The organism is Pseudomonas sp. GW821-FHT11G12, assembly GCF_058808055.1.
This window is the reverse complement of sequence record NZ_JBXARH010000005.1, coordinates 153974-179428: the sequence shown is the minus strand read 5'-3', so window position 1 is coordinate 179428 and position 25455 is coordinate 153974. Positions and strand designations below refer to the sequence as shown.

The 25455-nt window shown below is 61.2% G+C and carries 21 protein-coding genes; 12 read left to right on the top strand and 9 right to left on the bottom strand.

All coding sequences use genetic code 11. The features are described 5' to 3' along the window. Positions 1-75: 75 nt before the first annotated feature. A complete protein-coding gene (locus tag AC1RR7_RS17085) occupies positions 76-1593 on the top strand; it encodes an MDR family MFS transporter (RefSeq protein WP_493158042.1) in 1518 nt (505 codons plus the stop codon). A 43-nt stretch (positions 1594-1636) separates the two neighbouring features. Here AC1RR7_RS17085 and AC1RR7_RS17080 read toward each other — a convergent pair whose 3' ends face one another. The 4 genes from AC1RR7_RS17080 to AC1RR7_RS17065 form a co-directional block, all read right to left on the bottom strand. Beyond that, positions 1637-2482 (bottom strand): cache domain-containing protein, encoded by an 846-nt coding sequence (locus AC1RR7_RS17080; protein ID WP_493158041.1) that lies wholly within the window; start codon positions 2480-2482, stop codon positions 1637-1639. Between the two features lie 132 nt (positions 2483-2614). Beyond that, the gene (locus AC1RR7_RS17075; protein ID WP_493158040.1) at positions 2615-3493 is read right to left on the bottom strand and encodes an ATPase; all 879 of its coding nucleotides are present in this window, start codon (positions 3491-3493) and stop codon (positions 2615-2617) included. 105 nt (positions 3494-3598) lie between these two features. Then, positions 3599-4591 (bottom strand): NAD-dependent epimerase/dehydratase family protein, encoded by a 993-nt coding sequence (locus tag AC1RR7_RS17070; protein ID WP_493158039.1) that lies wholly within the window; start codon positions 4589-4591, stop codon positions 3599-3601. Positions 4592-4645: 54 nt separating this feature from the next. Beyond that, positions 4646-5539 (bottom strand): LysR family transcriptional regulator ArgP, encoded by an 894-nt coding sequence (locus tag AC1RR7_RS17065; protein ID WP_096818404.1) that lies wholly within the window; start codon positions 5537-5539, stop codon positions 4646-4648. A gap of 96 nt (positions 5540-5635) precedes the next feature. Here AC1RR7_RS17065 and AC1RR7_RS17060 point away from each other — a divergent pair, with 96 nt between their 5' ends. The 10 genes from AC1RR7_RS17060 (at position 5636) to AC1RR7_RS17015 (ending at position 19486) form a co-directional block, all read left to right on the top strand. Continuing rightward, positions 5636-6037, top strand: coding sequence for an ACT domain-containing protein (locus tag AC1RR7_RS17060; protein ID WP_007953258.1), 402 nt, complete (start codon positions 5636-5638; stop codon positions 6035-6037). Positions 6038-6042: 5 nt separating this feature from the next. After that, complete coding sequence (locus AC1RR7_RS17055) at positions 6043-6645, top strand: LysE/ArgO family amino acid transporter (protein WP_085709557.1); 603 nt, start codon at positions 6043-6045, stop codon at positions 6643-6645. A 175-nt stretch (positions 6646-6820) separates the two neighbouring features. Continuing rightward, positions 6821-7417 (top strand): superoxide dismutase, encoded by a 597-nt coding sequence (locus AC1RR7_RS17050; protein WP_003227660.1) that lies wholly within the window; start codon positions 6821-6823, stop codon positions 7415-7417. A 356-nt stretch (positions 7418-7773) separates the two neighbouring features. Further along, a complete protein-coding gene (locus AC1RR7_RS17045) occupies positions 7774-9825 on the top strand; it encodes a putative bifunctional diguanylate cyclase/phosphodiesterase (RefSeq protein WP_102620744.1) in 2052 nt (683 codons plus the stop codon). 184 nt (positions 9826-10009) lie between these two features. After that, complete coding sequence (locus AC1RR7_RS17040) at positions 10010-11353, top strand: imelysin family protein (RefSeq protein ID WP_096818411.1); 1344 nt, start codon at positions 10010-10012, stop codon at positions 11351-11353. A gap of 155 nt (positions 11354-11508) precedes the next feature. Beyond that, a complete protein-coding gene (locus AC1RR7_RS17035; protein WP_493072513.1) occupies positions 11509-12936 on the top strand; it encodes a di-heme oxidoreductase family protein in 1428 nt (475 codons plus the stop codon). Between the two features lie 26 nt (positions 12937-12962). Continuing rightward, positions 12963-14027: an imelysin family protein gene (locus tag AC1RR7_RS17030; RefSeq protein ID WP_192558867.1), complete on the top strand. Its 1065-nt coding sequence runs from the start codon at positions 12963-12965 to the stop codon at positions 14025-14027. Positions 14028-14041: 14 nt separating this feature from the next. Beyond that, entirely contained in the window at positions 14042-15142 is a 1101-nt protein-coding gene (locus tag AC1RR7_RS17025; RefSeq protein WP_493158038.1) for a DUF1513 domain-containing protein, read from the top strand. Positions 15143-15288: 146 nt separating this feature from the next. Further along, a complete protein-coding gene (locus AC1RR7_RS17020) occupies positions 15289-16437 on the top strand; it encodes an efflux RND transporter periplasmic adaptor subunit (RefSeq protein ID WP_493158037.1) in 1149 nt (382 codons plus the stop codon). A gap of 13 nt (positions 16438-16450) precedes the next feature. Continuing rightward, positions 16451-19486, top strand: coding sequence for a multidrug efflux RND transporter permease subunit (locus tag AC1RR7_RS17015; protein ID WP_493158036.1), 3036 nt, complete (start codon positions 16451-16453; stop codon positions 19484-19486). Positions 19487-19552: 66 nt separating this feature from the next. Here AC1RR7_RS17015 and AC1RR7_RS17010 read toward each other — a convergent pair whose 3' ends face one another. The 5 genes from AC1RR7_RS17010 to colR form a co-directional block, all read right to left on the bottom strand. Continuing rightward, complete coding sequence (locus tag AC1RR7_RS17010) at positions 19553-19780, bottom strand: hypothetical protein (RefSeq protein ID WP_102620748.1); 228 nt, start codon at positions 19778-19780, stop codon at positions 19553-19555. Positions 19781-19782: 2 nt separating this feature from the next. Beyond that, a complete protein-coding gene (locus tag AC1RR7_RS17005; protein WP_096818422.1) occupies positions 19783-20496 on the bottom strand; it encodes a lipopolysaccharide kinase InaA family protein in 714 nt (237 codons plus the stop codon). A 4-nt stretch (positions 20497-20500) separates the two neighbouring features. Further along, positions 20501-21169 carry a class I SAM-dependent methyltransferase gene (locus tag AC1RR7_RS17000; protein ID WP_096818423.1) on the bottom strand — a complete coding sequence of 223 codons (669 nt, stop codon included), beginning with the start codon at positions 21167-21169 and terminating at the stop codon, positions 20501-20503. Positions 21170-21329: 160 nt separating this feature from the next. Beyond that, positions 21330-22604: a sensor histidine kinase gene (locus tag AC1RR7_RS16995; protein WP_102620750.1), complete on the bottom strand. Its 1275-nt coding sequence runs from the start codon at positions 22602-22604 to the stop codon at positions 21330-21332. Beyond that, positions 22594-23277 carry a two-component system response regulator ColR gene (gene colR, locus AC1RR7_RS16990; RefSeq protein ID WP_065258608.1) on the bottom strand — a complete coding sequence of 228 codons (684 nt, stop codon included), beginning with the start codon at positions 23275-23277 and terminating at the stop codon, positions 22594-22596. The genes AC1RR7_RS16995 and colR overlap by 11 nt, the downstream gene beginning before the upstream one ends. A 203-nt stretch (positions 23278-23480) precedes the next feature. On the opposite strand from colR, the gene AC1RR7_RS16985 reads away from it, so the two are divergent. Then, the gene (locus tag AC1RR7_RS16985; RefSeq protein WP_102620751.1) at positions 23481-25430 is read left to right on the top strand and encodes an LTA synthase family protein; all 1950 of its coding nucleotides are present in this window, start codon (positions 23481-23483) and stop codon (positions 25428-25430) included. The last annotated feature ends 25 nt before the right edge of the window (positions 25431-25455 follow it).

Sequence of the window (25455 nt, the reverse complement as noted above, 5' to 3'; positions counted from 1 at the left end):
CTACCGACTTACACTGGCGAGCATCCACCCGCTCGCCTTGCCCCTGCGGGTCAATCACTGCCCGCAGGTTCGCCCGTGACCAATCTCAACCATCCCGAAACGCCCAAACCGGCCATTCGCAGCGTGCTGGTCGCGCTGATGATGGCGATCTTCCTTGGCGCGCTGGACCAGACCATCGTCGCGGTTTCCATGCCGGCCATCTCCGCGCAATTCAAGGACGTGAGCCTGCTGGCCTGGGTGATTTCCGGCTATATGGTGGCGATGACCGTGGCGGTGCCGATCTACGGCAAGCTCGGTGACTTGTACGGGCGGCGCAAACTGATGCTGTTCGGCATGGGCCTGTTCACCCTGGCCTCGCTGTTCTGTGGCATGGCTCAGAGCATGGAGCAACTGGTGCTGGCGCGGATCTTCCAGGGCATCGGTGCCGGCGGGATGATTTCGGTGAGCCAGGCGATCATCGGCGACATCGTCCCGCCCCGGGAGCGTGGTCGCTATCAGGGTTACTTCTCCAGCATGTACGCGGTGGCCAGCGTGGCCGGCCCGGTGCTCGGCGGTTACATGACCGAGTACCTGTCATGGCGCTGGGTGTTCCTGATCAACCTGCCGCTGGGCCTCGGCGCCTACTGGGTAGCGCGACGCAATCTGATCGGCCTGCCGATTCCCCAGCGCAAACCGGTCATCGACTACCTCGGCACACTGCTGATGATCATCGGCCTGACGGCATTGTTGCTGGCGATCACTCAGGTCGGCCAAGGCCATGCGTGGCGCAGCAGTGAAGTCCTCGGTCTGTTCGCTTGTGCAGTGGCGGTGCTGGCGGTGTTCGTCTGGCATGAGCGACGTGCCCGGGAGCCGTTGCTGCCGATGCACCTGTTCACCAACCGCAGCGCCCTGCTGTGCTGGTGCACGATTTTCTTTTGCAGCTTTCAGGCGATTTCGTTGATCGTGCTGATGCCGCTGCGCTTCCAGAGCGTGACTGGCGCCGGGGCGGACAGCGCGGCCCTGCACTTGTTGCCGCTGGCGATGGGTTTGCCGATCGGCGCGTATTTCGCCGGTCGTCGCACGTCGATTACCGGGCGCTACAAGCCACAGATTTTCACCGGTGCGCTGCTGATGCCGATCTCGATCCTCGGCATGGCCTTCAGCCCGCCCGATGCGACGCTGATCAGTAGTGTGTTCATGTTGCTCAGCGGTATCGCCGGGGGCATGCAGTTCCCGACCTCGCTGGTCGGCACGCAGAACTCGGTCGAGCAAAAGGACATTGGCGTCGCCACCAGCACCACCAACCTGTTCCGCTCTTTGGGCGGTGCGGTGGGCGTGGCGTTGATGTCGGCACTGTTGCTGGCGTTGTTGCAGGACTCCAGTTTCGCCCACCTGACCGGTACATCGCTGATCGGCGAAGGTCATTCCGGCAACGTGCTGCTCGATGGCCTGAACGCGGCACCCGGCGATGCGCAGAATGCCTTGCGTGCCGAGTTGCTGGTGACGTTCCGGCATTTGCTGATGGTCAGCGCCGGGGTGTCGCTGCTCGGGCTGGCGGCGGCGATTGCCATGCCGAACCGCCTGTTGCGCGGGCGTGAACACGGCGCCCGCTGACCGATGCCGATGGCTCCCACGCCTTGCGTGGGAGCCACTGGGATCAAGCACTGTAATAACCGACCGCCACCAGATAATCCCCGACCTTCTTCAGGTAGGCATGTTTGTCCTCGACCTTGCCGGTCACCGGGTTCTTCCAGCGATATTCGTACTCGCCCTCATCCTGTTTGCCGATCAGCGCCAGAATCGGCTCGCCCACCGGTTTTCCTTCCGGGTCCTTGACCTTGGCGAAGTCGGTATTGATCAACCGCAGGTTGGTGCCATGGGCGACGTAACGTTGCGTTTTCAGGTCCACCACGAACACGTAAAGGTCGTCCTGCAGGTAACCGCCTTTGAGCGAGTTGACCGCCATCAGCATGCCCTTTTCGTCCTTGGTCAAATCAGTGGCGGCTTTGTCGAGCAATGATTTCGCCTGTTCTGCCGATGCTCGCGGCAAGTAATAACCGACCGCCAGAATCCGCTGACCGATGCGCTGATAGAACACATGCTTGCGCTCGACCTTGCCGTCGGCCTGATTCTGCCAGCGATATTCGGCTTGCTGGATGCCGTTGCCTTCCGGCACTTTCAGCGCGTCCTTGAACGCTTTCTGCAAATCCGGCCCGAGCACTTCGCTCACGTCCCGGCCGATCAACGCCGAAGACGGCCCGCCGCTGGCGAGCATTACGCCCTTGGTATCGACCACGAACACGTAGCGATCCTTGTCGACGAACTCGCCCTGGCGGCTGAACGCCGCGAACGCCTTGTCGCCGTTCTCGTGATAGTAGGCCAGAGCCTTTTCCAGCAAGGCGATGGCGGCCTTGCTGTCGTCCTTTTCCGTGGCCGCATTGGCCTGTCCGAAACTCAACAACAGCACCGCGCCGAGCCAGGCCAGTTTTTGCACAAACCCCATGACGCATCCCTCGTTCTTGTTGGTGTTTCAAGAGCGTAGACGGCCTGACGGCAGGTATGGATATTCAGAAAGCTTCTGAATGTTGCGATGGGTGTGTGGCGAGGGCGTTCGCGCCCTCGCCACAGAAGGGGCTCACGGCCGGGCGTTGATCTGCTGTTGCAGGTTCTGGATCTGCGCCTGCAGGGTGTTGAGGTTGCGGGTCATCTGCCCACGGAACGCATCGAACTCGGCGGTGCTGGAGCCGCCCTGTGCCGAAGCCGGACGGTTATCCTGCTCGCTCTTGAGCACAACGATTTCCTGTTCCAGACGATCGATCGCGGCGTTCGACCCGCCTTGTTTTTTCAGGGCCGTGATGTCGGCGCCGAGGCTCTTGAACTGCGCATCGAAACCCTTGACCTGTGCATCGAAGCTTTTCAGCTGGGCATCGACCTTGCTGGTGTCGGCCGGCGTGCTTTTCAGCGTTGCCAGCTCTGCACTCAGGGCTTTGAGCTGGGCCTGCAACTGGGTATTGGCGTTCTGCTGTTCAGTGGTCTGGGCGGTCATCTGCGCCAGACGCTTGTCCAGATCCGTCGCCTGACCCGCCACACCCTGCTGCTGTTTGCTCTGATCCTGCAGTGCGCTTTGCAACTGTTTGATCTGCAGTTTCAGCGCTTCGCTGTCGGTGTTGACGTTGGTCTGGCTGGCCACGACCTTGCCGGAAATGTCCTGCAGGCGTCCCGCCGCTTCTTCACTGATCCGCGCGAAACTTTCCTGGGTCGCCACCAGTTGCTGCTCCATCAGCGAGATCTGCTGGAAACTCCACCAGGCCAGACCGATGAAGGCAAAGAACAATGCGCCAACCAGCGCCCACAATGGCCCGGTGCTGGCCGACTTTACCTTGACCACGGGTGGCGTGCGCGAATGCACGGAAGTGCGAGTGGTGGTAGGGAAATCGTCGTCATCGAGTGTGTCGGCGCGCAGGCTCGGAACATCGTCGAAATCGTCGTCGTGTGCATCGTTACGCATGGACATTGAGGCAACCTTTGTGAAACCCGGTAATGGCTGATTGCGGCGCAGTATAAACCCCGCAGCCGCAGGGATTGACCCCCAACCCGTGGCTGGGTTCAGCACTTCGTATCAACGAATGTCCTGGGCCTTCCACCAGCCACAGAACTCATCGAGGGCCGTCCAGAGACTGACTTTCGGATCGTAGTCCAGATAATGCCGGGCGCGACTGATGTCGAGGGTGAAATTTTTGTTCATCACCTGCATGCCCAGCCGCGACAGGGTCGGTTCGGGACGTCCCGGCCAGAGTTTGCATGCGCCTTCGTTGAGCGCCGCCACACTGTAGGCCAGCCCGTAGGAACGGTACTTGGTGACCTGTGGGACTTCCATTTTGCGCATCACGTAATTGACCACATCCCACAGCGGCACCGGGGCACCGTTGCTGATGTTGTAGGCCTTGCCCAGTGCCGAACCGGCCGCCAGAAGACTGCTCAACAACGCTTCGTTGAGGTTGTGCACGCTGGTGAAGTCGACCTTGTTCAGGCCGTTGCCGATGATTGCCAGACGCCCTTTGCGCTGCATCTTCAGCAGACGCGGAAAAATGCTCATGTCCCCGGCGCCGGTGACGAAACGCGGGCGCAGGGCCAGGGTTTCGAGGCCGAACTCCTGAGCGCCGAAGACCTTTTGCTCGGCCAGATACTTGGTCGCCGCGTAGTGGTGTTTAAAGCGCTTGGGCACTTGCTCTTCGGTCAGGCCGAGGTGGTCGCGGCCGTCAAAATAGATCGACGGTGACGACAGGTGCACCAGGCGCCGCACCCGTTGCTTGAGGCAGGCCTCGACCACGTTTTCGGTGACCTGCACATTGCCCTGATGAAAGTCCTGATAACGTCCCCACAGCCCGACGGCGCCGGCGCAATGCACCACGGCTTCGACGTCGGTGCAGAGCGCACGCACCAGTTCCGGATCGCTGAGGTCGCCCTGAACGAACTCGGCGCCGCGACGCACCAAATGCTCGACACCTTCGGCCCGGCGACCGTTGACCCGCACCTCCAGGCCCTGCTCCAGGGCAAAACGCGCAAAGCGTCCGCCAATGAAGCCGCTTGCGCCGGTGACCAGAATTTTCATGTAGAGCTCCGCTGTCTTTCGTTTTGCCTGATTCGTGAGTCTTGACGCTGGCCGTCAGTCCAACGGCACCAGCCATTGCGACGACGAACGCACCAATTGGTCGGTCAACAACCCCAGCAACTGGCCGCCATTGCGCCAATGATGCCAGTACAACGGCACGTCGATCGGTTTATCTGGCAACAGTTCGCGCAATACGCCGCGTTCCAGTTGCTCGCGCACCTGCAATTCCGGCACCAGTCCCCAGCCGAGCCCGGCTTCGGTCAGGCGGATAAAACCTTCGGATGACGGACACAAATGATGTTCGAAACCACCATCGACACCGAGGGACGCAAGGTAGCGGTGTTGCAGAAAGTCGTCCGGACCGAACACCAGCGCCGGGGTGCGCGGCAGTTGTTCGGCCCGCACGCCGTCGGGGAAATGCCGCTCGATGAATGCCGGGCTGGCCAGCGCCCGATAGCGCATCGCCCCGAGCAACACACTGCGGGCGCCCGCCACCGGCCGTTCACTGGCGCAGACACAGGCCGCCACTTCACCAGCACGCATGCGCTTGAGGCCGACGGTCTGGTCTTCGACGATCAGGTCCAGCAACAGATGTTGCTCGGCGCAGAAGTCGCCCACCGCCTCGGCCCACCAGGTGGCGAGGCTGTCGGCGTTCAGCGCGATGCGCAGCCGTTCCGGCAGGCCCTCTTCGTCCAGCGCCGGCACCAGCGTCTGCAAATCCCGTTCGAGCAGGCGCACCTGCTGCACATGGTTGAGCAGGCGCCGACCGATCTCGGTGGGTGATGGCGGCGTCCCGCGCACCAGCACCGGCTGGCCAACCCGCGCTTCCAGCAGTTTGATCCGCTGGGAAATCGCCGATTGCGAAAGGCCCAGCACCTGCGCCGCCCGTTCGAATCCGGCCTGCTCGACCACGGCGGCCAGAGCGGAAAGCAATTTGTAGTCGAACATCAGTTTTCCTAATGAGCGATCAGCACTATTGGTTTTTCTTATACAGCGTCTGCCCGGAGAATAGCCAGCAAGCACTCTTTATCAAGGACCACCCCCATGGCTGGCGAAACCTCTTTGACCACCCTGCTGCGCAGCATGAGCCCGCAGCTCAATGCCGGCGAATACGTGTTCTGCACCTTGCGCGACGGTCAGTTGCCGAGCGGTCTGGAGGTCGTGGGCAGTTTCCGCGAACAGGAAGGCCTGACGGTGATTCTGGAGCGCTCCCACGCCGAACGCGCCGGTTTCAGCTTCGACTATGTCGCGGCCTGGATCACCTTGAACGTGCATTCGGCGCTGGAAGCCGTCGGCCTGACCGCCGCATTCGCCACCGCACTGGGCAAGGCCGGTATCAGCTGCAACGTGATTGCCGGCTACTACCACGACCATTTGTTCGTCGGTCAGGCCGACGCCGAACGCGCCATGCAAGTGCTGCGCGATCTCGCAGCCAACGCGGAGTAATTGTCATGTGGCAAAGCTATACCAACGGTTTGCTGGTGGCCTTCGGGCTGATCATGGCGATCGGCACCCAGAATGCTTTTGTACTGGCCCAGAGTCTGCGTCGCGAGCATCACCTGCCGGTCGCCGCGCTGTGCGTCGCCTGCGATGCGCTGCTGGTGGCGGCGGGCGTGTTCGGTCTGGCCACAGTGCTGGCGCAGAACCCGACGTTGCTGGCGGTTGCCCGCTGGGGCGGTGCAGTGTTCCTGATCTGGTACGGCAGCCAGGCGTTGCGCCGGGCGTTCTCGAAACAGAGCCTGCAACAGGGTGAAAACCAGACCGTGCGTTCATTGCGCGCGGTGATGCTCAGCGCACTGGCGGTAACCTTGCTCAACCCGCACGTCTATCTGGACACCGTGCTGCTGATCGGCTCCCTTGGCGCGCAACAATCGGTGCCCGGCGCTTATGTCGTGGGCGCGGCGAGCGCTTCGCTGCTGTGGTTTTTCACTCTGGCGTTCGGCGCGGCATGGCTGGCACCGTGGCTGGCACGGCCGGGTACGTGGCGAATTCTCGATCTGTTGGTGGCGGTGATGATGTTCACGGTGGCGGGTCAGCTCATTCTGGCCTCGTGATTATTCCAAACGGCTCTGGAACCTCTATCCCACACAGTTGTTGCGTGGTTATGCCGCACCCCCGGTGCTATGATCCGAACCCTGCGCCGCAAAGAGTAAAAACTCGCCGGTGCATTTCTGGCCGCCCGTGATCGGCCTTGCGCTCACCGCAACAGACCTGATTAGGAGAATCATCATGGCTTTCGAATTGCCGCCGCTGCCTTACGCACACGATGCCCTGCAGCCGCACATTTCCAAGGAAACCCTGGAATTCCACCACGACAAGCACCACAACACCTACGTCGTGAACCTGAACAACCTGGTGCCAGGCACCGAGTTCGAAGGCAAGACCCTGGAAGAAATCGTCAAGACTTCCTCGGGTGGCATCTTCAACAACGCCGCTCAGGTCTGGAACCACACCTTCTACTGGAACTGCCTGGCGCCAAACGCCGGCGGTCAACCAACCGGCGCACTGGCTGAAGCCATCAACGCGGCTTTCGGTTCGTTCGACAAGTTCAAGGAAGAGTTCAGCAAAACCTCGATCGGCACCTTCGGTTCCGGCTGGGGCTGGCTGGTGAAAAAGGCTGACGGTTCCCTGGCTCTGGCCAGCACCATCGGCGCCGGCAACCCGCTGACCAGCGGCGACACCCCGCTGCTGACCTGCGACGTCTGGGAACACGCTTACTACATCGACTACCGTAACCTGCGTCCTAAGTACGTCGAGGCGTTCTGGAACCTGGTCAACTGGAAGTTCGTGGCCGAGCAGTTCGAAGGCAAGACCTTCACCGCTTAAGCTGCGCGCCAGACAAAAAACCCGGCTATTGCCGGGTTTTTTTATGCCTGCGAAAAACACGAAGGTGAATCTGATCGCAAACAGGGCCATTTCCCACACGCAAAGCAGCCCTTGTCCCCTTGCTCCCGAGCCACAGCGGACTAACATCAAACAGAGGAAAAAATGTCCGACGCCCCTCAAGTTGGAGGCCAAAACTACCGACACAGTACAACCAGGGCAAATACTCCAGGCAGCAGCATTTCGGCCAAGGCCACGGACAAATTTTCCGCGGCTCGATTGTCCCTTTGACTGCCAACACGGGATTGCCAATACTCATGGCAACTTGACGCTACCCGCACGGAACAAGGAATAACCCTTTGAAGCTGGAACTCAAGAACAGCTTGTCGGTGAAGTTGCTCCGGGTCGTGCTCCTGTCGGCATTGATCGTCGGCGTGGTCTTGAGCTGCGCGCAGATCGTTTTCGATGCCTATAAAACACGCCAGGCCGTCGCCGGCGATGCCGAACGCATCCTCGACATGTTCCGCGATCCTTCAACCCAGGCCGTCTACAGCCTGGACCGGGAGATGGGCATGCAGGTGATCGAAGGCCTGTTCCAGGACGATGCCGTGCGCCAGGCCTCCATCGGGCATCCCAACGAAGCGATGCTCGCGCAGAAATCCCGTGAATTGCAGCATTCCAACAGCCGCTGGCTGACCGACCTGATTCTCGGACAGGAGCGCACGTTCACCACCCAACTCGTGGGTCGCGGCCCCTACAGCGAATATTACGGCGACCTGAGCATCACCCTCGACACCGCCACCTACGGTCAGGGTTTCATCGTCAGTTCAGTGATCATCTTCATTTCCGGCGTATTGCGCGCCCTGGCCATGGGCCTGGTGCTGTATCTGGTCTATCACTGGCTGCTGACCAAGCCGCTGTCGCGGATCATCGAGCACCTCACGGAAATCAACCCGGACCGCCCCAGCGAACACAAGATTCCACAGCTCAAGGGCCACGAGAAGAACGAACTCGGCATCTGGATCAACACCGCCAACCAGTTGCTCGAATCCATCGAACGCAACACCCATCTGCGCCACGAAGCGGAGAACAGTCTGCTGCGCATGGCCCAGTACGATTTCCTCACCGGCCTGCCGAACCGTCAGCAACTGCAGCAACAGCTGGACAAGATTCTGGTGGACGCCGGCAAGCTGCAGCGCCGGGTCGCGGTGTTGTGCGTCGGGCTGGATGACTTCAAGGGCATCAACGAACAATTCAGCTACCAGACCGGCGACCAATTGCTGTTGGCCCTCGCTGATCGCCTGCGCGCCCACAGCGGCCGTCTCGGCGCCCTCGCCCGCCTGGGTGGCGACCAGTTCGCCCTGGTACAGGCCGACATCGAACAACCTTACGAAGCGGCGGAACTGGCGCAAAGCATCCTCGATGATCTGGAAGCGGCATTCGCCCTCGACCATCAGGAAATCCGCCTGCGCGCCACCATCGGCATCACCCTGTTCCCGGAGGACGGCGACAGCACCGAGAAGCTGTTGCAGAAAGCCGAGCAGACCATGACCCTGGCCAAGACCCGCTCGCGCAACCGCTATCAGTTCTATATCGCCAGCGTCGACAGCGAGATGCGCCGTCGCCGCGAACTGGAAAAAGACCTGCGCGATGCCTTGCTGCGGGATCAGTTCTACCTCGTCTATCAGCCACAGATCAGCTACCGCGATCACCGCGTGGTCGGTGTCGAGGCCCTGATCCGCTGGCAACATCCGGAGCACGGGCTGGTGCCGCCGGACCTGTTCATTCCGCTGGCCGAACAGAACGGTACGATCATCGCCATCGGCGAGTGGGTGCTGGATCAGGCCTGCAAACAACTGCGCGAATGGCACGATCAGGGTTTCGTCGACCTGCGCATGGCGGTCAACCTGTCCACCGTGCAACTGCACCACGCCGAGCTGCCCCGGGTGGTCAACAACCTGTTGCAGATGTACCGCCTGCCGCCGCGCAGCCTGGAACTGGAAGTCACCGAAACCGGCCTGATGGAAGACATCAGCACCGCCGCCCAGCACTTGCTGAGCCTGCGCCGCTCCGGCGCACTGATCGCCATCGACGACTTCGGAACCGGCTACTCCTCGCTGAGCTATCTCAAGAGTCTGCCGCTGGACAAGATCAAGATCGACAAGAGCTTCGTCCAGGATCTGCTGGATGACGACGATGACGCGACCATCGTTCGCGCCATCATTCAACTGGGCAAAAGCCTCGGCATGCAGGTGATCGCAGAAGGCGTGGAAACCGCCGAACAGGAGACCTACATCATCTCCGAAGGCTGCCATGAAGGTCAGGGCTATCACTACAGCAAGCCGCTGCCGGCGCGGGAGTTGAGCGTTTATCTCAAACAGGCCCAGCGCAGCAACGCGGCGATCCTCTGAACGCTGCCGGCAAGGGCCGCCACACGCCTTGTGCCCGGCACCGTTGATCCAGCGCAAACCCCGCGCGAATAGGAAATATTTCCAGCCACAACCCTTTACACATAATGCGAAAGATTTGCATTATGTCGCAGCTTTTGCGCACCCCCGCGCCTGTCCACTCAATTACCGAAGCAGGATGTTCGCCATGATTCGTATGCCTCTGGCTACCGCCAGTCTGCTGGCCATCGCTATTTCCCTCGCCGGTTGCGGCGAAGGCAAAGACAAGGCCGCCGCTCCAGCAGCGCCGACGCCAGCCGCCAGCACCGCCGCGCCGGCGGCTCCTGCCACTGCCGGTAAAGTCGACGAGGCCGCTGCCAAGGCTGTGGTCGCACACTACGCCGACATGGTCTTCGCCGTTTACAGCGATGCCGAATCCACCGCGAAAACCCTGCAGACCGCTATCGACGCTTTCCTCGCCAAGCCGAACGCCGACACTCTGAAGGCCGCACGTGCAGCCTGGGTTGCCGCCCGCGTTCCTTACCTGCAGAGCGAAGTGTTCCGCTTCGGCAACACCATCATCGACGACTGGGAAGGTCAGGTTAACTCCTGGCCTCTGGACGAAGGCCTGATCGACTACGTCGACAAATCCTACGAACACGCACTGGGCAACCCGGGCGCCACCGCCAACATCATCGCCAACACCGAAGTACAGGTCGGCGAAGACAAGGTCGACGTCAAGGACATCACTCCGGAAAAACTCGCCAGCCTGAACGAGCTGGGCGGTTCCGAAGCCAACGTTGCCACCGGCTACCACGCCATCGAATTCCTGCTCTGGGGCCAGGACCTGAACGGCACCGGCCCTGGCGCCGGCAACCGTCCAGCTTCGGATTACCTGGAAGGCGCTGGCGCCACCGGCGGTCACAACGATCGTCGTCGTGCCTACCTGAAAGCCGTGACCCAACTGCTGGTCAGCGACCTGGAAGAAATGGTCGGCAACTGGAAGCCGAACGTGGCCGACAACTACCGCGCCACCCTGGAAGCCGAACCGGCCGAAAGCGGCCTGCGCAAAATGCTGTTCGGCATGGGCAGCCTGTCTCTGGGCGAGCTGGCTGGCGAGCGCATGAAGGTGTCCCTGGAAGCGAACTCCCCGGAAGACGAACAGGACTGCTTCAGCGACAACACCCACAACTCGCACTTCTACGATGCCAAAGGCATTCGTAACGTTTACCTGGGCGAGTACACCCGCGTCGACGGCACCAAAATGACCGGCGCCAGCCTGTCGTCGCTGGTGGCCAAGGTTGACCCGGCTGCCGACACCGCCCTGAAAGCCGATCTGGCCGCTACCGAAGCCAAGATCCAGGTCATGGTCGATCACGCCAACAAGGGTGAGCACTACGACCAGTTGATCGCCGCCGGCAACACCGCTGGCAACCAGATCGTTCGTGACGCCATCGCTTCGCTGGTCAAGCAGACCGGTTCGATCGAAACGGCGGCCGGCAAGCTGGGTATCAGCGACCTGAACCCGGACAACGCCGATCACGAGTTCTGATCAAGCGCGTCTGACTGAACAAGGCGACCTTCGGGTCGCCTTGTTCGTTCTGGCTGACCTGACGTGTATCAAGCAAACGATAATTCCTCTTATTCAAACCCCCTCGCCCTGTTAGACTTTGCGCCTTTAAATTCGCCCCTCTTGCAGGAAGTCTGATGCCCTCGCTGCCTCTTCGCTTGTCCGCACTGTTTCTGGCCCTGGGCCTGAGTGCCTGCGATGACGCCCCGCGTTTCACCAAGGCCGAGCCCGGCGAAGCCCGCTCCGGCGGCGCCGCGACCGTGCGCAAGACGGATCAGAATTCATTTTCCCTGCCCTCCGCGAATCTTCCGCCCTCGCGTCGGGTGGACTTCAGCGTCGGCAACAGTTTCTTTCGCAGCCCTTGGGTGATCGCACCGTCGACCACCACCGCCCGCGACGGCCTCGGCCCGTTGTTCAACACCAACGCCTGCCAGGGCTGCCACATCAAGGACGGCCGCGGCCATCCGCCGACGCCGGATGCGCCCAACGCCGTATCGATGCTGGTGCGCCTGTCGATTCCCGATGCGCCGCAGTACGCCAGATTGATCGAGCAGGTCGGCGTGGTGCCGGAGCCGGTCTACGGTGGGCAGTTCCAGGACATGGCCGTGCCCGGCGTTGCACCGGAAGGCAAGGTGCGGGTCGACTACACGCCAGTGCCGGTGCGCTTCAAGGACGGCACCGAAATCGAGCTGCGCAAGCCGGTCTTGCAGATCACCCAGCTCGGCTACGGCCCGATGCACCCGGATACACGTTTCTCCGCACGCGTTGCGCCACCGATGATCGGCCTGGGTCTGCTCGAAGCGATCCCCGAGGAAGCGATTCTCGCCAACGCCGCCGCGCAAGCCAAAGAGAACAACGGCATCAACGGCCGGCCCAACCGGGTCTGGGATGACGCACAGCAAAAGACGGTCATGGGGCGATTTGGCTGGAAAGCCGGCCAACCGAACCTCAATCAACAAAATGTTCACGCGTTTTCTGGTGATATGGGCCTCACCACGAGCCTGAGACCGTTTGATGACTGCACCGACGCGCAAATCGCCTGCAAACAGGCGCCGAACGGCAATGGCCCGGACGGCGAACCTGAAGTCAGCGACAACATCCTGCGCCTGGTGCTGTTCTACAGCCGCAACCTCGCCGTTCCCGCACGCCGGGGCGTCAACGATGCCCAGGTGCTGGCCGGCAAGAATCTGTTTTTTCAGGCTGGTTGCCAGTCCTGTCACACGCCGAAATACACCACTGCCGCCAACGCGGCCGAACCTGAACTGGCCAATCAAGTGATTCGCCCGTACAGCGATCTGCTGCTGCATGACATGGGCGAAGGCCTGGCCGACAACCGCACCGAATTCCAGGCCAGCGGCCGCGACTGGCGCACCCCGCCCCTTTGGGGCATCGGCCTGACGCAGGCGGTCAGCGGTCACACTCAGTTTCTGCACGACGGCCGCGCCCGCAACCTGCTCGAAGCTGTGCTCTGGCATGGCGGCGAAGCCAAGGCGGCGCAGCAACAGGTTTTGTCTTTCAATGCCGAGCAGCGTGCCGCGCTGCTGGCGTTTTTGAATTCACTTTAAACACTTAAAAGAATCGGGAGCCCGACATGTTCCGTCCCAAGCTGTTGTTCACCAGCCTTGCCGCACTGGCCCTCGGCGCGTGCTCGCCGCAGGATCCGCAAGCCGTCACCTCCGCCGCCATCGCCAAATCGGTGATCCTGCCGACTTACACCCGCTGGGTCGAAGCCGACAAGCAACTGGCTGTCAGCGCCCTCGCCTACTGTCAGGGCAAGGAAAACCTGGAAACCGCCCGCGCCGACTTCCTGCACGCGCAGAAAGCCTGGGCCGAGCTGCAACCGCTGCTGATCGGTCCACTGGCCGAGGGCAACCGCTCGTGGCAGGTGCAGTTCTGGCCGGACAAGAAAAACCTGGTCGGCCGTCAGGTCGAGCAACTGGTCACCGCCCAGCCGCAGATCGATGCCGCTGCATTGGCCAAATCCAGCGTCGTGGTCCAGGGCCTGTCGGCCTACGAGTACATCCTGTTCGACGCCAAGCCTGACGTGGCCAACGACGCGCAGAAAGCCAAGTACTGCCCGCTGCTGGTGGCCATTGGCGAGCGCCAGAAACTCCTGGCCGAAGAGATCCTCAGCAGCTGGAACAACACCGACGGCATGCTTGCGCAGATGAGCAAGTTCCCGAACCAGCGCTACGCCGACTCCCACGAAGCGATCGCTGATCTGCTGCGGGTACAGGTCACCGCCCTCGACACCCTGAAGAAAAAGCTCGGTACGCCAATGGGCCGCCAGAGCAAAGGCGTGCCGCAACCGTTCCAGGCCGACGCGTGGCGCAGCCAGTCGTCTCTGACGGCCATGGAAGCCAGCCTCGCCGCCGCCAAGACCGTTTGGGAAGGCGTCGACAACAAAGGCCTGCGCGGCTTGCTGCCAGCTGAGCAGAAACCATTGGCGGACAAGATCGACGCCGCTTACGCAGCCTCGCTCAAACTGTTCGGCAGCACCCAGCGCTCGCTGACCGAAATGCTCGAAGACGACGCCGGTCGCCAGCAACTCAACGACATCTACGACAGCCTCAACGTCGTCCATCGCCTGCACGAAGGCGAACTGGCCAAGGCGCTGGGCATCCAACTGGGCTTCAACGCCAACGACGGTGACTGATGAGGGCAAGTGCCATGCTGCGACGCCAGGCTCTGACTTTAGGTAGTTTGCTGCTGGGAGCAGTGACACTGGGCGGCTGGACGCTGTTCAAGCGCAAGGATCAGAGCCCGCTGCTGCTGTCGGCGCGGGACGACACCGACGGCAAGCACTACGCCGTCGGCTATCGGCTGGACGGCACGCGAGTGTTCGCCACCGAAGTCGGCCAGCGCTGCCACGACATCATCAATCACCCGACACTGCCGATTGCGCTGTTCGTCGCCCGGCGTCCGGGCACCGAAAGCTACCTGATCGACCTGCGCGACGGTGCCTTGCTGCAAACCGTGACCTCGCAGCCGAACCGGCACTTCTACGGCCACGCGGTGATCCACCACAGCGGCGACTACCTGTACGCCACCGAGAACGACACCACCGATCCGGGCCGCGGCCTGCTCGGGGTGTACAAGTTCGAGGGTGAACGGCTGGTGCACAGCGGCGAGATTTCCACCCACGGTCTCGGCCCGCATCAAGTGTCGTGGATGCCCGACGGTGAAACCCTGGTGGTGGCCAACGGCGGGATCCGCACCGAAGCCGAAAGCCGGGTCGACATGAACCTCGACGCCATGGAACCGAGCCTGGTCCTGATGCAGCGCGACGGCACCCTGCTGAGCAAGGAAACCCTCGCTCAGTCGATGAACAGCGTGCGGCACCTGGGGATCGCCAGCGACGGCACCATCGTCGCCGGCCAGCAATTCATGGGGCCTTCCCAGGAGCGTTCCGAGTTACTGGCGATCAAACGTCCGGGCCAGCCGTTCGTGGCGTTCCCGGTGCCGGAGCATCAGTTGCAGTCGATGGGTCATTACACCGCCAGCGTCGCCGTCCACAGCGACCTGCGTCTGGTGGCGCTGACCGCACCGCGTGGCAACCGCTTCTTCATCTGGGATCTGGACAGCGGCGAAGTACGCCTCGATGCACCGTTACCCGACTGCGCCGGTGTCGGTGCGGTGAAGGACGGTTTTGTCGTGACCTCGGGGCAAGGACGTTGCCGCTATTACGATTGCCGCCAGGACGAACTGCTGGCCAAACCGCTGGATTTGCCCGCAGGGCTCTGGGACAACCATCTTCATCTGATGGCCTGAAATTCGCCGCCGACCGCTCGGTCGGCGGCACCGCTTTTCTACACCTTCCTCCATCACACCCTGTAAAAACTGGCAGTTGGAATCCCTGCCGGAGTCGGGGTAATGTGCCCGCCTGTCTCGCCTGATTTTCTCCAAGGAACTGGAATATGCTGCGTCGCCGCATGCTGATCATGTTGGGTGTTGTACTGCTGATCGTTCTGCTCCTCGCCGGTTACAAGGCCTTCTCGATCTACACGATGATCCAGGGCTTTGCCAAACCGAAGCCGCCGATCAGCGTCGCCGTGGCCACCGCCGCCGAGCGCCCGTGGCAGATGCGCCTGCCTACCGTCGGCACGCTCAAGGCGCTGCAGGGTGTCGAGCTGAGCCTGGAAGTCGCCGGCACCGTGACCGAACTCAAGTTCGAATCAGGCCAGAAGGTCAAGGCCGGGCAACCGTTGCTGCAACTCGACAGCGCCGTCGAATCCGCACTGCTGGAAACCGCCAAGGCCGACCTCGGTCTGGCGCAACTGGACTTCGGCCGCGGCAGCCAGCTGGTTGGCAGCAGTGCCATTTCAAAAGGCGAGTACGACCGACTCTCGGCGGTCCTGCAAAAGAACAAGGCCACGGTCAATCAGCTCAATGCATCGCTGGCAAAAAAACGCATTTCCGCACCGTTCAGCGGCACCATCGGCATCCGTCAGGTCGACGTCGGTGACTATCTCGCCAGCGGCACGAAAATCGCCACCCTGCAGGATCTGAGCAGCCTCTACGCCGACTTCTATGTGCCTGAGCAATCTGTGCCGAAGCTGGCCATCGGTCAGCCAGTGCAGATTTCGGTTGCCGCCTATCCCGGGCAGAACTTCCCTGGCGCGATCAGCGCGATCAACCCGATTGTCGAAAGCACCACCCGCAACATTCTGGTCCGCGCGACGCTGGACAATCCCGACGGCAAGTTGCTGCCGGGCATGTTCGCCAGCCTTGAAGTGCTGCTGCCGGACCCGCAGAAGCACATCGTCGTGCCGGAAAGCGCGATCACCTACACCCTTTACGGCAACTCGATCTACGTGGTCGGGCAGAAGAAAGCCGAAGACGGCGGTGTCGAGAAAGACGACAAGGGCCAACCGGTACTGATCGCCGAGCGCCGTTTCATTGAAACCGGTGAGCGCCGCGAGGGGCTGGTGATGATCAACAAGGGCGTGCAGAGCGGCGAACAAGTGGTGACGGCCGGCCAGATCAAACTGGACAACGGCGCGCACATCGCCATCAGCGACGACAAGACCCTCGGCGAGCAGAACAGTCCGCGCCGCGCTGACTGATCAAGGAATCCTCATGGCCTTTACCGATCCGTTCATTCGCCGCCCGGTGCTCGCCACCGTGGTCAGCCTGCTGATTGTGCTGCTGGGCTTCCAGGCCTGGAGCAAGCTGCCGCTGCGCCAGTACCCGCAAATGGAAAACGCCCTGATCACGGTGACCACCGCCTACCCCGGGGCCAACGCCGAAACCATCCAGGGCTACATCACCCAGCCGATGCAGCAGAGCCTGGCGAGCGCCGAGGGCATCGACTACATGACCTCGGTCAGCCGGCAGAACTTCTCGGTGATTTCGATCTACGCACGCATCGGTTCCAACAGCGACCGCTTGTTCACCGAACTGCTGGCCAAGGCCAACGAGGTGAAAAACAAACTGCCACAGGATGCCGAAGACCCGGTACTGAGCAAGGAAGCCGCCGATGCCTCGGCACTGATGTACATCAGCTTCTTCAGCAAGGAACTGAGCAACCCGCAGATCACTGACTACCTGTCCCGGGTGATCCAGCCAAAACTGGCGACGCTGCCAGGCATGGCCGAAGCCGAGATTCTGGGTAACCAGGTGTTCGCCATGCGCCTGTGGATCGACCCGGTGAAACTCGCCGGTTTCGGCCTCAGCGCCAGCGACGTGAGCAACGCGGTGCGCCAGTACAACTTCCTCTCCGCCGCCGGCGAGGTAAAAGGCGAGTACGTGGTCACCAGTATCAACGCCAACACCGAACTGAAGTCGGCCGAGGCCTTCGGCAAGATTCCGCTCAAGGTCAGTGGTGACAGCCGTGTGCTGCTCAGCGATGTGGCGCGGGTGGAAATGGGGGCGGAGAACTACAACTCCATCAGCTCCTTCGGTGGCACACCCTCGGTGTACATCGGGATCAAGGCGACGCCCGGCGCCAACCCGCTCGACGTGATCAAGGAAGTGCGCAAGATCATGCCGGAGCTGGAGGCCCAGTTGCCGCCCAACCTCAAGAGCGAGATCGCCTACGACGCGACGCTGTTCATCCAGGCCTCCATCGACGAAGTGGTGAAAACCCTGTTCGAAGCGGTGCTGATCGTGATCGTGGTGGTGTTCCTGTTCCTCGGCGCGCTGCGTTCGGTGGTGATCCCGGTGGTGACCATTCCGCTGTCGATGATCGGCGTGATGTTCTTCATGCAGATGATGGGCTACTCGATCAATCTGCTGACCCTGCTGGCGATGGTGCTGGCGATCGGTCTGGTGGTGGACGATGCCATCGTCGTGGTGGAAAACATCCACCGACATATCGAAGAAGGCAAGACACCGCTGGACGCCGCACTTGAGGGCGCCCGGGAAATCGCGATGCCGGTGGTCTCGATGACCATCACCCTGGCAGCGGTGTATGCGCCGATCGGTTTCCTCACCGGGCTGACCGGGGCACTCTTCAAGGAGTTCGCGTTGACCCTGGCCGGGGCCGTGGTGATTTCCGGCATCGTCGCCCTGACCCTGTCACCGATGATGTGTGCCTTTCTGTTGCGACATGAAGAAAACCCCAGCGGACTTGCCCACCGCCTCGACCGGATCTTCGAAAACCTCAAGCGACGCTATCAGAGCATGCTCCACGGCACCCTCAACACCCGGCCAGTGGTGCTGGTGTTCGCAGTGATCGTGCTGTGCCTGATTCCGGTACTGCTCAAGTTCACCAAATCGGAACTGGCGCCGGATGAAGACCAAGGCATCATTTTCATGATGGCCAACGCGCCGCAACCGACCAACCTCGATTACCTGAACACCTACACCGACGAGTTCGTGAAGATCTTCAAGGAATTCCCGGAGTACTACTCCTCGTTCCAGATCAACGGCTACAACGGTGTACAGACCGGTATCGGCGGTTTCCTGCTCAAACCGTGGAACGAGCGCAGCCGTACACAGATGCAGATTCTTCCCGAGGTGCAGGGCAAACTCGGCAACATCCCGGGGTTGCAGATCTTCGGCTTCAACCTGCCTTCCCTGCCCGGCACCGGCGAGGGTCTTCCGTTCGAATTCGTGATCAACACGGCCAATGACTACGAGCTGTTGCTGCAGGTGGCTGACCGGATCAAGAAGCGTGCGATGGAGTCGGGCAAGTTCGCGTTCGTCGACCTTGACCTGGCCTTCGACAAACCGGAGGTGGTGGTCGATATCGACCGCGCCAAGGCGGCGCAGATGGGCGTGTCGATGCAGGATCTGGGCGGCACCCTCGCCACCCTGCTTGGCGAAGCGGAGATAAACCGCTTCACCATCGAGGGTCGCAGTTACAAGGTCATCGCCCAGGTTGAACGGGCCTATCGCGACAACCCGGACTGGCTGAACAATTACTACGTGAAAAACACCCAGGGCGAGTTGCTGCCGCTCTCGACCCTGATCACCGTGACCGACCGGGCACGACCGCGACAGCTCAACCAGTTCCAGCAGCTCAATGCGGCGAAGCTGTCCGGGTTCCCACTGGTCAGCATGGGCGAGGCCATCGACAGCGTGGTGCAGATCGCCCGGGAAGAGGCACCCGCCGGTTTTGCTTTCGATTACGGCGGCGCTTCACGGCAGTTCGTACAGGAAGGCAGCGCGCTGTGGGTCACCTTCGCGTTGGCGCTGGCAATCATTTTCCTGGTGCTGGCGGCGCAGTTCGAGAGTTTCCGCGACCCGCTGGTGATCCTGGTGACCGTACCGCTGTCGATTTGCGGGGCGCTGATTCCGCTGTTCCTCGGCTGCTCGAGCATGAACATCTACACCCAGGTCGGGCTCGTGACACTGATCGGCCTGATCAGTAAACACGGGATCCTGATCGTCGAATTTGCCAATCAACTGCGCAAGGAAAAGGGCCTGACGCCCCGTGAAGCGGTCGAGGAAGCGGCGGCGATTCGCTTGCGACCTGTCCTGATGACCACCGCTGCCATGGTGTTCGGCATGGTGCCGTTGATCCTCGCCAGTGGCGCGGGAGCGGTGAGCCGCTTCGATATCGGGACGGTGATTGCCACCGGGATGTCGATCGGGACGTTGTTTACGTTGTTCGTCTTGCCCTGCGTCTACACCGTGCTGGCCAAACCCGATCCCAAACCCTCCACCTGACCGCCGCTTCCACGCAAGCATAAAAAAGGCCTCGCATGTGCGAGGCCTTTGGCTCTTGTAGACGTTTCAACTCTGCGGCCTCATCCCTTGAGAAAGTCCGAACATGAACAGCAGCAAATCATGGTCGGGCTTGGTTGCCACGGAGGCTTTCGCCACCCGCGGCATCGGACAATGGGCATCGTTGGTCGATGCCCCGATCACTTGCATGCGTGGCTGTTCCCAGGCCGCCACCGCCAAAGATGCAACTGCCAAGGCTCCTACCAAAAACAAACCTCGCGCAATTTCTAGTTTCATCGCTATAAACCTTTGATAGCGCTGCCAAACGCCGTCTCATAAAAATAGACGAGTTTCTTCCAGTCCGTAGGGCTGAACGACGAGTGGCGGCGCAATTGTTTCATGTCATGGGAGGCCGCGCGATGAGCGGTCAGGCGTTGACGGCACTTTTCCAGATCGATCAGGGCCACTTCGACTTTGGCTGACTCACCCTCGCCGGTGACGCGGACAAATACGTGCTTGATGTAAATGCAGCTGTGCTGCCAGCGACCCTTGTGCATGCGAGCCAGGTTCTCCGCGAGATCCTTGAGTACACGCTCATACACCGCTTCACCGTACTGCTCGCGGCCGCCTGCCGCTTCCCACTGTTCAAGCTCCTGAAAGCCGTCCAGCGACTTGGTGACCAGCAACGCCCGCCACTTGTGCTGCGGGTCAGGCTGAGCACCGCAAAAGACAATTTCCGGTACCCGGACGCCGAGCTTGGTTACACCGGTCAGTGCATCCAGTTCACGCAAAACAGTCGGTCGCCCGAACGGGTGCAGCCAACTGCGATAGATATGGCCTGTCTGGCGTTTGGCATACAGCAGTTGACCATCGCGCCCCACCACCCGCTGTACACCACTTTCACCACCACGACGCACGTTGGGTTCTTCCACCCATTCACCGCGCTGGTTCCAGTAGTAGTCAAAGCGATCCTGGGGAGCGACTCCCGTTTCTGCTGCAAATTGCACTGCCATCCTCTTACCTCTTGCGTAGTACGTAAACTCGCCACATGGCATAGAGCGGAATAAAGTCCAGTTGTTCCTGGATCCTGAATCCTGCCTCTTCGAATTCCTTTTCAACCGTAGCGGCCGGTAGCACAAATCGATTCTGGTAACCTTCCTGCCCGCGTTTTTTCTCGGCGCGCTTGCGTTTCCAGGCCTTGAAATTGCCATCTACCCACAACGAAATGATCACACTGTCCCGGGTAACGCGTTCGAACTCACGCAAAATCGTCTGCCGATGCTCGGCCTCGCCGATGTGGTGCAGCAGACGCATGCAGAAAATGCTGTCCACGGAGTTGTCAGGCAACGCAATGTCGAACGCCGAAGTGTGCAAGGGTTGTACCCGTTTCACCACATCCGCCGGTTGGGCCTGCATCGCCGTCTTGATCATCGACTCGGAATTGTCTGCCCCGATGATCACCCGATTGGGCTTTTCTGCCAGCAGTGGCCAGAAACGCCCGGCACCGCACGGCAGATCCAGCACCAGCCCAGGCTCACCGACCAGGGTCAGTGCCTTGCGAGCCAACTGCTGATCTCGCCAGTTGGACAAACGACGCCCCAGACCATCCTGATGCTTGCGCAGGTATTTTTGCGCGTGGTTGTCGTCGTACTTTTCGGAAAAATCGAGTTTGATCGGGCCGGCCATCGTCGGGACTCCTGAATGCTGATAGCTCCACCTTAGGCACGGGAGTGTCAGCGTCAGGTCATCCCTTTGTGAAAAAAACGTCGCGTAAACCCCCGAACTATTTCAAGGTTATACAGGATTCGTTCAGGTTGGCAGCTTTTTTACGTCGCCCGGGAGGGATTCAGCGCTTGCCAAGATCTACTTCGAAACGGCAGCCATTGGGCTCCATCGTACTCAATGTGACACTCCAGCCCTGGTTCTCGCAGATGCGCTGTACCAATGACAGACCGAGCCCCAGACCCTCTCCACGCTTTTCGCTGCCCCGTACGAAGGGCTGGAACATCGCCTCGCGTTTCTCCTCGGGAATGCCCACGCCCGAGTCCTCGACCACAAAGCCGTTGTCATTGAGCGTCAGCCGAATGAAGCCATGCTCGGTGTAGTGCAACGCATTACGCAGCAGGTTGCCCATCACGGCATTGAGCAGGGTGGCGTTGTAACGGGTTTCCGGCGGGTTGCCCGGTTCGAAAATCAGATTCAGGCCCTTCGACTCGATCGGCTCGCGCCACAGGCCCAACAGATTGTCCGCCACCTGGCCGAGATTGTGCTGGGGCGCGGCCCCCGCATCTTCGCGCTGGGCACGGGCCAGCATCAGGAAAGTCTGCACCAGTTCGCGCATTTCTTCGCTGGCACGGGCGATGCGTTCGACCTGGGCGCGGCCGCGCTGATCGATGCCCGGGTTTTCCAGCAGCAGCTCACAGGAACTGGCCAGCACCATCAGCGGTGTACGCAATTCATGGCTGACGTCACTGGTGAACAGCCGCTCACGCGTCAGCGCCTGACGCAAACGCCCCAGCGTCGCATCGAATGCCACCGCCAGTTCACCCACTTCATCGGCGGCGTAGTCCGGCGCCAGCGGCGGTGCGAGTCCCAGCAACTGATCGCGATGACGCACCTGACGCGCCAGCCGGACCACCGGCGCCATCACCTTGCGTGCCAGCACCCAGCCGAGGAAAACCGCCAGCGCCAGACTGAGCACGAAGCCCACCAGCACCACGGCAAACAGTACGCGCTCACGCTCTTCGAAATCGCTTTGATCCTGCAGCAGCACATAGCGCCGGCCGTCGACGATTTCGACCATCGCGTGATACGACAGCTGCTCGCGGAAGACTTCGTGGAACCCGGAATCCAGATGTCGCAGATCCTTGGGCAGCTCGAAGTCACCCGGGCCGCCGCTGAAATAGAACAGTTGATCCGGCTCCGGCCGATGGCTCCAGTCCGAGACGTTGTCCATCAACAACAGGCGCTGCAAGTCGCCGCCCAGTCCTGCGGAAATCAGTTTTTCTTCCACCAGGTGCACGGTCGCGACGATGCCCATGGCGAAGGCCCCTGCCACCAGTGCGCTCATCAGCGCAAAGGCGATGATGATCCGCTGGGCAAGGCTTTGCTTAAACTCCATCGCGGCCCTCGGCCAAGCGATAACCCACGCCGTGCACGGTGTGCAGCAGTGGTTTGGCGAACGGCTTGTCGATCACCTGACGCAATTGGTGGACGTGGCTGCGCAGGCTGTCGCTGTCCGGGCAGTCATCGCCCCACAGGGCTTCTTCGAGAATTTCCCGACGCAGTACATGCGGGCTCTTCTGCATCAGCACCGCGAGCAACTTGAGGCCGACCGGGTTGAGCTTGAGCAGTTTGCCTTCGCGGGTCACTTCGAGCGTGTCGAGGTCGTAGCTCAGATCACCGACCTGCAGGGAACGGCGACCGCCGCCCTGGGTCCGGCGCATCACGGCTTCGACCCGCGCGGCCAGTTCCGACAACGCAAAGGGTTTGACCAGGTAATCGTCAGCCCCGGACTTGAAGCCCTGCAGGCGATCGTCGAGTTGGTCGCGGGCGGTGAGCATGATCACCGGCGTGTCGCGGCGCGCATCTTCGCGCAGGCGTTTGCACAGGGTGTAGCCGTCGATGCCGGGCAACATGATGTCGAGCACGATCAGGTCATAGTGCTCGGTAGCCGCCAGATGCAGGCCCGACAGACCGTCCTGGGCGCAATCGACGGTATAGCCCTTCAGGCCCAGGTAATCGGCCAGGTTGGCCAGGATATCGCGGTTGTCTTCGACCAATAGAATTCGCATGGGCACCTCTTCCGTACACAGTAACGGCCGTCATGGCCCGCGCAGCTTACGGCCAACTTCGGCTCAGGGCTAGGGTTGCAGCCCCGACAGATCGATTTGCTCAACCAACATAAATCTTTAACAAAGTTTTCACTATCGGTTCACAACCTCATTACAGTGACTTCGCGAAACTCCCGCGCCATTGATAAAAGGAAAAGAAAACAATGGGTTTCTTCAAGACAGCGCCTATGCGCTATCTGCTGCTGGTCACCGGTGCCTGGCTGGTCGTGTTTCTCCTCACCCGTATCGTACTGCTGCTGACTCATCTGGATGAGGCCGGTGGCGGTGCGCTGTCCGTGTTCGGTGTCGGTCTGGTCTACGACCTGGGCTTCCTCGCCTATGCCGCTTTGCCGATGGGCCTGTATCTGCTGCTGTGCCCGCCGGCCTTGTGGCGCCGTCGCGGTCACCGCTGGTTCCTGCAGGGACTGCTGACCGTCAGCCTGTACGCCATGCTGTTCACGGCGGTGGCCGAATGGCTGTTCTGGGATGAGTTCGGGGTGCGCTTCAACTTCATCGCCGTCGACTACCTGGTGTACTCCGACGAAGTGCTGAACAACGTGCTGGAGTCTTATCCGATCGGCAAGTTGCTGAGCATTCTGGCAGTTCTGGCCGTGGGACTGAGTCTTGTCTTGCGCAAGGCATTCAATGCAGCGCTGGATGCACCGCTGCCGCCACTGCGCGGACGTCTGCTCAATGCGCTGGCGCTGTTGGTGGTGGCGGGCCTGAGCCTGCAACTGGTCAGTCAGGACGCACCGCGTGCCCAGGGCGGCAACGCCTATCAGAATGAACTGGCGAGCAATGGCCCGTATCAGTTCTTCGCCGCGTTCCGTAACAACGAACTGGACTACAGCCAGTTCTACAAGAGCCTGCCAGCAGACAAGGTTGCCGGTCAGATTCGTGCCGAACTGAACGAGCCCAATGCCCGTTTCGTCGGCCAGGATCCGCAGGACATCCGTCGCAATATCGATAACCCCGGCGTCACCCGCAAGCCGAACATCGTGCTGGTGACCATCGAAAGCCTGAGCGCCAAATACCTGGGCAGCAATGGTGATGGCCGCAACCTGACGCCGAACCTCGACGCCTTGCGCAAGCAGAGCCTGTACTTCAACAATTTCTACGCCACCGGCACTCGCACAGACCGTGGACTGGAAGCCATCACCCTGGCCATTCCACCGACGCCGGGCCGTTCGATCGTCAAGCGCATCGGTCGCGAAAGCGGTTTCGCCAGCCTCGGCCAGCAATTGAGCGCGGTCGGCTATGACAGCGTGTTCGTGTACGGTGGGCGTGGTTACTTCGACAACATGAACGCGTTCTTCAGTGGCAATGGCTATCGCGTTGTCGATCAGAGCAGCGTCGATGAGTCGGAGATTCACTTCAAGAACGCCTGGGGCATGGCTGACGAGGATCTGTACAAACAGACCCTGAAGCTGGCGGACGCCGACTACGCCAAGCAGCAGCCTTTCCTGTTGCAACTGATGACCACCTCCAACCATCGTCCGTACACCTATCCGGATAACCGGATCGACATCAAGTCCGGCAACGGTCGTGATGGTGCGGTGAAGTACACCGACTACGCCATCGGCCAGTTCCTGGCGCAGGCGCGTGAGAAGCCGTGGTTCGACAACACGATCTTCATCTTCGTCGCCGACCACACGGCCGGCAGCGCGGGCAAGGAAGACCTGCCGATCACCAACTACCAGATCCCGCTGTTCATCTATGCACCGAAGATGATCGAAGCACGGGAAAACGCGCAACTGGCCAGCCAGATCGACCTCGCGCCGACCCTGCTGGGGTTGCTGAACCTGGATTACCAATCGACCTTCTTCGGTCGCAATCTGCTGCAGGACAACCCGCTGCCACCTCGGGTCGTGGTGGGCAACTATCAGCATCTGGGGCTGTTCGACGGCAAGGATCTGGCGATCCTCAGCCCACGCCAGGGCCTGCGCCGGCATGACGACGCACTGACCGAAAGCCGCGAGTCCCGGGTCAACAGCGACGACCCGCTGGTGAGTCGCGCCATCACGTATTACCAAACCGCCAGTTATGGCTTCAAGCAACAGCTGCTTGGCTGGAAAGCGCCCAAGGAGGGTGCCGCGCAAGTCAGCGATCGTTAATCGAAGCGCCCCGGGCTGATGCCCC